General features: G+C 41.1%; 9 protein-coding genes. 8 read left to right on the top strand and 1 reads right to left on the bottom strand.

Features of this window, described 5'->3' with window-relative positions; genetic code table 11:
* Positions 1–129: 129 nt before the first annotated feature.
* A complete protein-coding gene (locus EKB01_RS03515; RefSeq protein ID WP_084872933.1) occupies positions 130–414 on the bottom strand; it encodes a DUF3270 domain-containing protein in 285 nt (94 codons plus the stop codon).
* 378 nt (positions 415–792) lie between these two features.
* Here EKB01_RS03515 and EKB01_RS03510 point away from each other — a divergent pair, with 378 nt between their 5' ends.
* The 8 genes from EKB01_RS03510 to EKB01_RS03475 all read left to right on the top strand — a co-directional run bounded on the left by EKB01_RS03510 (position 793) and on the right by EKB01_RS03475 (position 7,704).
* The gene (locus EKB01_RS03510) at positions 793–1,848 is read left to right on the top strand and encodes an ABC transporter permease (protein WP_000280277.1); all 1,056 of its coding nucleotides are present in this window, start codon (positions 793–795) and stop codon (positions 1,846–1,848) included.
* A 13-nt stretch (positions 1,849–1,861) separates the two neighbouring features.
* Positions 1,862–2,542, top strand: coding sequence for an ABC transporter ATP-binding protein (locus EKB01_RS03505; protein ID WP_000125730.1), 681 nt, complete (start codon positions 1,862–1,864; stop codon positions 2,540–2,542).
* A gap of 125 nt (positions 2,543–2,667) precedes the next feature.
* On the top strand, positions 2,668–3,597 hold the full coding sequence (locus tag EKB01_RS03500) for a peptidase U32 family protein (protein ID WP_000411170.1): 930 nt from the start codon (positions 2,668–2,670) through the stop codon (positions 3,595–3,597).
* Positions 3,598–3,702: 105 nt separating this feature from the next.
* On the top strand, positions 3,703–4,386 hold the full coding sequence (rpiA, locus tag EKB01_RS03495) for a ribose-5-phosphate isomerase RpiA (protein ID WP_084937877.1): 684 nt from the start codon (positions 3,703–3,705) through the stop codon (positions 4,384–4,386).
* 23 nt (positions 4,387–4,409) lie between these two features.
* Complete coding sequence (locus tag EKB01_RS03490) at positions 4,410–5,621, top strand: phosphopentomutase (protein ID WP_070838705.1); 1,212 nt, start codon at positions 4,410–4,412, stop codon at positions 5,619–5,621.
* 1 nt (position 5,622) lies between these two features.
* The gene (locus EKB01_RS03485; RefSeq protein WP_070838703.1) at positions 5,623–6,183 is read left to right on the top strand and encodes a DUF1697 domain-containing protein; all 561 of its coding nucleotides are present in this window, start codon (positions 5,623–5,625) and stop codon (positions 6,181–6,183) included.
* The gene (locus tag EKB01_RS03480; protein WP_060628514.1) at positions 6,180–6,989 is read left to right on the top strand and encodes a purine-nucleoside phosphorylase; all 810 of its coding nucleotides are present in this window, start codon (positions 6,180–6,182) and stop codon (positions 6,987–6,989) included. Before EKB01_RS03485 ends, EKB01_RS03480 begins: the two co-directional genes overlap by 4 nt.
* A gap of 4 nt (positions 6,990–6,993) precedes the next feature.
* Positions 6,994–7,704 (top strand): type 1 glutamine amidotransferase, encoded by a 711-nt coding sequence (locus EKB01_RS03475; RefSeq protein ID WP_167265703.1) that lies wholly within the window; start codon positions 6,994–6,996, stop codon positions 7,702–7,704.
* The last annotated feature ends 458 nt before the right edge of the window (positions 7,705–8,162 follow it).

Here is an 8,162-nt window from a genome sequence, read left to right as displayed (position 1 = left end):
AAAAGGACTTAGTCCTGTGCAGTACAGAACTAAATCCTTTCAATAATTATTTGTCTAACTTTTTGGGGTCAGTACAATATAACTGTCTTTTTTGATAACTAGAAAAGAGGTTGGTAATGGTACCAACCTTTATTTTGAAATTTTTCGTTTAATGATCTTTCGTTGGAGTTGGAGGAGTGCCAAGCTTGCCCCTATAGCAGCAACAAATGATAAAGCTGTGTTCAATTTTAAGGCTAAAAAGATAAAACTAAAAAACACCATAAAAATACAAAAACAAGCAATATTTACAAAAAATAAAATTTCTTTTAAATTGGAGCTAACAGGAGCTTCCAGTGTATAGTCTTGATAAAGCGGAGTTTGATTCGATTCGGGAGTTTGTTCAAACTCATAAGCTTCTAATTTTCTTGCGGGCATGATTCTCTCCTTAACAGTACATAACTATTTTATCATTTTTTATGCAGAGAATTATTACAGAATTGTTACAAAACTACTAAAGTCTTATATCATCTTCTAAGTTGCTTTTCTTGACACCCACTAGGGAAAGTGATAGCATGGATGTTACACTTGAAACAGATGACCTGACCTTCTCTATTATAAATATACTGAGGAAGGGATAACTTATATAAATTGATAGCAAGCAAGTGCTTTTCCTAAGATAATTTGTTGAGTTGCTACCGTGATTCTTTGTAAAAGAGGTAGGAGTTGTTTTGAATGGATGATAAGACAGAGATGCTGTCTATTGGACTGGGTAGCATTTTGCTACCTCTGGGGAAAAGTAAAAAGGAGATAAGCATGTATCTTGCTATCAAAGAGATATTACGAAACAAACTTCGATATAGTTTGATTCTAACTACCATTTTTCTTATCGCTTTCATGGTCTTTTTTATGACCAGTCTAGCTCTTGGTCTTGTGCGAAACAACCGAGCAGCTATTGATAATTGGCAAGCGACGGGTGTCGTTTTATCCGACTACGCAAATGATAATTTGACAGCATCCTTTATTCCTGAAAAGGACTACAAGGACAAGAGTTCTGAAGAGGCTGCTCCATTGGGCTATATGTTCGCTGTAACCAATCTAGTCGATGGTAGTGAAAAGGTCAATGTTTCCATTTTTGCTCAAAACTGGGACTCTTTTATCTCTCCTAGTTTGACGGAGGGTCGTTATCCTGAAGGAGATGATGAGGTTGTCGTGGATCAGTCTTTTGAGAACTATGGGATGAAGCTAGGTGATGCCATTCAGCTCAATGGAAGTGATTCAAGTTACAAGATTGTAGGCCTGACTCAAGGAAATAAGTTTTTCACTGAGCCTGTTGTCTTTACGAGTCTGACAACTTATTGGACCTTACAAGGAACCTTGAAAGCCAATCGTTCCATCACTGCCTTGGTATTGAAAAATGACATAGAAGTGTCTGGCGATGGACTGAAACAGATTTCCATTCCAAAAATGATTTCGAAAATTCCTGGTTACACACCTCAGGTGAATGTATTTTCAGGAATGATTCTCGCTATGATTGTCATTACAGGCTTGATTGTGGGGATTTTTGTTTATATCATTACCATCCAAAAACTAGGCCTTTATGGAATAATGCGAGCTCAAGGGATACAGATCAAAACCATTGTATGGTCTCTATTCTGTCAAATCTTCCTCCTAGCTGGTATGGGGATTGCTTTAGCCTTGCTGGCAATCGGAGGAGTGATTTTAGTCTTACCAGCTACCTTCTTTTTCTATCCAAGTTGGATAGCCTACTCTGTCCTAAGTTTGGTAATTTCCTTGATGGCCCTTCTAGGTGGTGTCATTTCACTTCCACGCTTGTTAAAGGTGGACCCGATTACTGCGATTGCAGAATGATAAGGAGAATAGTATGACAGCATTGATTGAAATGAATCAAGTGACAAAAACCTACGGGGAAGGAAAGATGAAAGTCGTAGCCCTGCATGAGACGAATTTTCAGCTAAATGCGGGAGAGTTCGTAGCTATCGTTGGACCTTCAGGTTCCGGAAAGACGACCTTTCTAACAACTCTAGGACAACTACAGGAAGCATCGAGTGGAAAGATTCTAGTCAAGGGGAAGGAAACAGGCAGTTTGACGGAGAAGGAAAAAACAGATCTCCGTTTTAGAGAGTTTGGTTTCATTCTTCAGGCTTCAAACTTAATTCCTTTTCTAACGGTCAAGGAACAGCTAGATTTGATAGACAGACTAGATAAGGGGAAAAATAGTAAAAGTGACCGAAAAGAGCTGTTTGACTTGTTGGATTTGGAAAAAGTTCAAAATCATTATCCCAAAGCTCTATCGGGTGGTGAACGTCAACGTGCCGCGATTGCTAGAGCGCTCTATAACAATCCAAGCATTGTGCTTGCAGATGAGCCGACAGCCAGTCTTGACACTGAGCGTGCTTACCAAGTAACGGAGATGCTGGCTGCCATTGCCCATGAACAAGGTAGAGGAGTTGTTATGATTACGCACGATACTCGTCTTCTTGATAAGGTTGATCGTATTTATGTCATGAACGATGGCCACCTAGTTGAAGAAACACATGCATAAAATAGAGTGAATGGTACAAGTTACTGTTCACTTTTTTGATTGGAAAAGATAGAAACAAGTTTAACTTTTTGTGAAACTCTCAGTAACCATAGCTGATTTTTGAGAAATGTGGTATAATCTTCCTTATGGAAAAGATTATCATTACAGCAACTGCTGAAAGTATTGAACAAGTTGAACAACTACTCGAAGCTGGCGTAGACCGTATCTATGTCGGTGAGAAAGATTTTGGCCTTCGTCTGCCAACGACTTTTAGTCATGACCAATTGCGTGAGATTGCTAAGTTGGTTCATGAAGCTGGCAAAGAATTGATTGTTTCGGTTAATGCCCTCATGCACCAAGATATGATGGACCGTATCAAGCCTTTCCTAGACTTCTTGGAAGAAATCAAGACAGACTATATTACTGTTGGGGATGCAGGTGTCTTTTACGTTGTCAATCGCGATGGTTATTCCTTTAAGACCATTTATGATGCTTCAACCATGGTAACAAGCAGTCGTCAGATTAACTTCTGGGGTCAAAAGGCTGGCGCCTCTGAGGCGGTTTTGGCGCGTGAAATTCCATCTGCTGAACTCTTCAAGATGCCAGAGATTTTGGAAATTCCTGCTGAAGTATTGGTTTATGGGGCTAGTGTCATTCACCATTCTAAGCGTCCGCTCTTGCAAAACTACTATAACTTCACGCACATCGATGATGAAAAGACACGTAAACGTGACCTCTTCTTAGCAGAACCGAGTGACCCTGAGAGCCATTATTCTATCTTTGAAGACAATCATGGTACTCACATCTTTGCCAACAATGACCTTGATTTGATGACCAAATTGACAGAATTGGTCGAGCACGGCTTTACTCACTGGAAGCTAGAGGGGCTCTACACACCTGGTCAGAATTTTGTAGAAATTGCTAAACTCTTTATCCAAGCACGTAGCTTGATTCAAGAGGGGAATTTCAGCCATGACCAAGCTTTCTTGTTAGATGAGGAAGTGCGCAAGTTACACCCTAAAAACCGTTTCCTCGACACAGGATTCTATGATTACGATCCTGATATGGTTAAATAGGACACCAAAACCCGAAATAAAAATGTTCGGGTTTTTCCAGTGTATCCATGAAATAAAAACGGATACATGTTATAATAAAAATAGCTCTTTAATGGAGGTGTTTGAGTGGAAAATCTGAAGAAAATGGCAGGTATCAAGGCTGCTGAGTTTGTCAAGGATGGCATGGTAGTCGGACTTGGAACGGGCTCTACTGCCTACTATTTCGTAGAAGAAATCGGTCGTCGGATTAAGGAAGAAGGTTTGCAGATTACTGCTGTGACAACTTCCAGTGTGACTAGTAAACAGGCTGAAGGTCTTAACATCCCGCTCAAGTCAATTGATCAAGTAGACTTTGTCGATGTGACGGTTGATGGGGCGGATGAAGTAGATAGCCAGTTTAACGGAATCAAAGGCGGTGGTGGTGCCCTTCTGATGGAGAAGGTTGTGGCAACGCCCTCAAAAGAATACATTTGGGTGGTAGATGAAAGCAAACTAGTAGAGAAACTAGGTGCTTTTAAATTGCCAGTAGAAGTGGTTCAGTATGGTGCAGAACAGGTCTTTCGTCGGTTTGAACGAGCTGGCTACAAACCAAGTTTCCGTGAAAAAGACGGCCAACGTTTTGTGACCGATATGCAGAACTTTATCATTGACCTAGCCTTGGATGTCATTGAAGATCCGATTACTTTCGGGCAAGAAATGGACCATGTCGTTGGTGTCGTAGAGCATGGCTTGTTCAACCAAATGGTGGACAAGGTCATCGTAGCGGGACGAGATGGTGTTCAGATTTTAACTTCAACAAAAGCAAACTAATCAAAAAAATAAGGAGACATACTATGTCAAAATTTAATCGTATTCACTTGGTGGTACTGGATTCTGTGGGAATCGGTGCTGCACCAGATGCCAATAACTTTGTCAATGCAGGGGTTCCAGATGGAGCTTCTGACACACTAGGACACATTTCAAAAACAGTTGGTTTGAATGTGCCAAACATGGCTAAAATTGGTTTAGGAAATATTCCACGTGAAACTCCTCTTAAGACTGTACCAGCAGAAATCAACCCAACAGGTTATGCAACAAAATTGGAAGAAGTTTCCCTTGGTAAGGATACTATGACTGGACACTGGGAAATCATGGGACTCAATATTACCGAGCCTTTCGATACTTTCTGGAACGGATTCCCAGAAGAAATCCTGACAAAAATCGAAGAATTTTCAGGACGCAAGGTCATTCGTGAAGCCAACAAACCTTATTCAGGAACAGCTGTTATCGATGATTTTGGACCACGTCAGATGGAAACTGGGGAGTTGATTATCTATACTTCAGCTGACCCTGTTTTGCAGATTGCTGCCCACGAAGACATTATTCCTTTGGATGAATTGTACCGTATTTGTGAATACGCTCGTTCGATTACCCTTGAGCGTCCTGCTCTTCTAGGTCGTATCATTGCCCGTCCATATGTTGGTGAGCCAGGTAATTTCACTCGTACAGCAAACCGTCGTGACTTGGCAGTATCTCCATTTGCACCAACTGTTTTGGATAAATTGAACGAAGCTGGCATCGATACTTACGCTGTTGGTAAAATCAACGATATCTTTAATGGCGCTGGTATCAATCATGACATGGGCCACAACAAGTCAAACAGTCATGGAATTGATACACTCTTGAAGACCATGGGACTTGCTGAGTTTGAAAAAGGATTCTCTTTCACAAACTTAGTTGACTTTGATGCCCTTTATGGACACCGCCGCAATGCTCATGGTTACCGTGATTGCTTGCATGAGTTTGATGAACGCTTGCCTGAAATTATCGCAGCAATGAGAGAAAATGACCTTCTTTTGATTACTGCGGACCATGGAAATGACCCAACCTATGCAGGAACAGACCACACTCGCGAATATATTCCACTTTTGGCTTACAGTCCTTCCTTTAAAGGAAATGGTGTCATTCCAGTTGGACATTTTGCAGATATCTCAGCAACAGTTGCGGATAACTTTGGTGTTGAAACTGCCATGATTGGGGAAAGTTTCTTAGATAAATTGGTATAAGATGAAACGCTATGCTTTACTGGTAAGGGGAATTAATGTCGGTGGCAAGAATAAAGTTGTCATGGCGCAACTTCGTCAAGAACTGACAGAGTTGGGACTGGAAAAGGTTGAAACCTACATCAACAGTGGCAACATTTTCTTTACTTCGACAGCTCCCAAAGCCCAATTGGTTGAAAAGTTAGAGGCTTTCTTTGAAATCCATTATCCATTTATTCAGAGCTTTTCCTTGTTGAGTCTTGAGGACTTTGAAGAGGAACTTGAAAATCTGCCTGAATGGTGGACCAAAGATTTGGCACGAAAGGACGTCCTCTTTTACACGGAGGGCTTGGATGTGGATCAAGTCATCGAGAAAGTTGAAAGTTTGGAACTGAAAGATGAAGTGATTCATTTTGGAAGACTTGGGATTTTCTGGGGGAAATTCTCTGAAAAATCCTACTATGCAACTGCCTATCACAAGTACTTGCTCAAGATGCCTTTCTACCGCAACATCACCATTCGCAACGCAAAAACCTTTGACAAAATCGGTCAAATGCTAAAAAATAATAAAGGAGACACACAATGACATTTTTAGATAAAATCAAGGAAACAGCTGCTTTCCTGAAAGACAAGGGAATCCAAGCACCTGAGTTTGGTTTAATCCTTGGATCAGGACTTGGAGAATTGGCAGAAGAAATCGAAAATCCAGTTGTAGTAGACTATGCAGACATTCCAAACTGGGGCCGCTCTACAGTAGTTGGGCACGCTGGTAAATTGGTATATGGTGAACTTGCAGGGCGCAAGGTCTTGGCTCTTCAAGGACGCTTCCATTTCTACGAGGGAAATCCTCTTGAAGTCGTGACTTTCCCAGTACGTGTAATGAAAGTACTCGGATGTGAAGGTGTCATTGTAACCAATGCAGCTGGAGGTATTGGATTTGGTCCTGGTACCTTGATGGCTATCTCAGACCATATCAATATGACGGGGCAAAACCCATTGATGGGTGAAAACTTGGATGATTTTGGTCCACGTTTCCCAGATATGTCTAAAGCCTACACTCCAGAATACCGTGCTACTGCCCATGAAGTGGCTAAAAAACTCGGTATCAAGCTTGATGAAGGTGTCTATATTGGTGTAACAGGTCCGACTTATGAAACCCCAGCAGAGATTCGTGCCTATAAGACATTGGGAGCAGATGCAGTTGGTATGTCTACAGTTCCTGAAGTTATTGTGGCAGCTCACTCGGGCTTGAAAGTTCTCGGTATTTCATGTATTACGAACCATGCTGCTGGTTTCCAAGAAGAACTCAACCACGAGGAAGTTGTGGAAGTGACAGAGCGTGTTAAAGGCGACTTCAAAGGCTTGCTTAAAGCGATTCTTGCTGAATTGTAATGTCATGAGAGTTCACTTTATTTTACATGAGACATTTGAGGTTCCAGGCGCATATCTAAAATGGGCTCTAGAACGAGGTCATCAAATTACATCAACAAAGGTTTATGAAAAAGAACCTCTTCCTGAAACAATTGACGGGATTGATTTTCTGATTGTCATGGGTGGTCCTCAATCACCTGATGAGGATAGAGAAAACTTCCCATACTATGATCCAAAGGCTGAGCTTGCTTTTATGAAAGAAGCGATTGCTGCAGATATTTATATTGTTGGTGTCTGTCTTGGTGCGCAACTCCTGTCTGTTGCCTATGGTGCGAAGTATGAACATAGTCCAGAGCGCGAGATCGGCGTTTATCCTGTGACATTGACGATGCAAGGTCTAACAGATCCTCATGTCAGCTTGTTCGGAAAAAACATAGAAACCGGCCACTGGCATGGTGATATGCCAGGGCTGACAGAGGATGCTGTTGTTCTTGCGACCAGTCAAGGTTGTCCACGTCAGATTATTCGTTTCAGTCCAAAACATTATGCCTTTCAGGCTCATTTGGAATTTGATCCAGACGCAATAGAGTTATTGATTGCTGCGGATGGTGAGGAGAAATTAAGAGAGCAAAGTGAAAAGTTGCCTTTTGTTCAAACACCAGAAGAATTACGTGGAAACGATTATTCTGAAATGAATGCAAAACTGTATGTATTTTTAGATTCATTGGTAAACTAGGAATTACAGAAAGGCAGAGTATCTGAGTTATAGTCAAACTCGGGCTAATTGTTCTGTGAAATATTTAATTTTAAAATCAAGAAAGAAAGGATGGGTAAACCGTATTTGTTGAACTGAATACGGGCGGAGAACTGTGTAAAAAAGATAAACTGTCTAGCATCTGCGATGCGTCGTCAGTTTCCTATTTTTACTTTGTTCTCTGTCGCTATCCTAAATATACAAAAAGAAAGGTAGAGTAAGGTGTTCAGATTTGAACACGAGCGGAAAACTTTTCTAAAACATTGAAAGGTAGGGTAGTTTGGTTTTGAATTGAACCCGAGCTATTCTCCTATTTATCATCAAAATTAAGAAAGAAAGGAATTGAACCCACCCTAAAAGCAGTGGGAAAAAGATAGTTGGTCTAGCGAGCATCGCTCACTGCGACCAACTCCTATTTTCCCTTCGCTTTTTGACGGGTT

It is taken from the genome of Streptococcus sp. CCUG 71758 (assembly GCF_011714815.1).
GTDB lineage: Bacteria > Bacillota > Bacilli > Lactobacillales > Streptococcaceae > Streptococcus > Streptococcus halitosis.
Note: the sequence above shows the minus strand (reverse complement) of the source record. Positions and strands in the feature narration are given on the sequence as shown.

Excerpts from the sequence above, each read along its gene's own strand:
- EKB01_RS03515 (WP_084872933.1), bottom strand. The coding sequence starts at position 414 with ATGCCCGCAAGAAAATTAGAAGCTTATGAGTTTGAACAAACTCCCGAA.
- EKB01_RS03510 (WP_000280277.1), top strand. The coding sequence starts at position 793 with ATGTATCTTGCTATCAAAGAGATATTACGAAACAAACTTCGATATAGT.
- EKB01_RS03505 (WP_000125730.1), top strand. The coding sequence starts at position 1,862 with ATGACAGCATTGATTGAAATGAATCAAGTGACAAAAACCTACGGGGAA.
- EKB01_RS03500 (WP_000411170.1), top strand. The coding sequence starts at position 2,668 with ATGGAAAAGATTATCATTACAGCAACTGCTGAAAGTATTGAACAAGTT.
- EKB01_RS03490 (WP_070838705.1), top strand. The coding sequence starts at position 4,410 with ATGTCAAAATTTAATCGTATTCACTTGGTGGTACTGGATTCTGTGGGA.
- EKB01_RS03485 (WP_070838703.1), top strand. The coding sequence starts at position 5,623 with ATGAAACGCTATGCTTTACTGGTAAGGGGAATTAATGTCGGTGGCAAG.
- EKB01_RS03480 (WP_060628514.1), top strand. The coding sequence starts at position 6,180 with ATGACATTTTTAGATAAAATCAAGGAAACAGCTGCTTTCCTGAAAGAC.
- EKB01_RS03475 (WP_167265703.1), top strand. The coding sequence starts at position 6,994 with ATGAGAGTTCACTTTATTTTACATGAGACATTTGAGGTTCCAGGCGCA.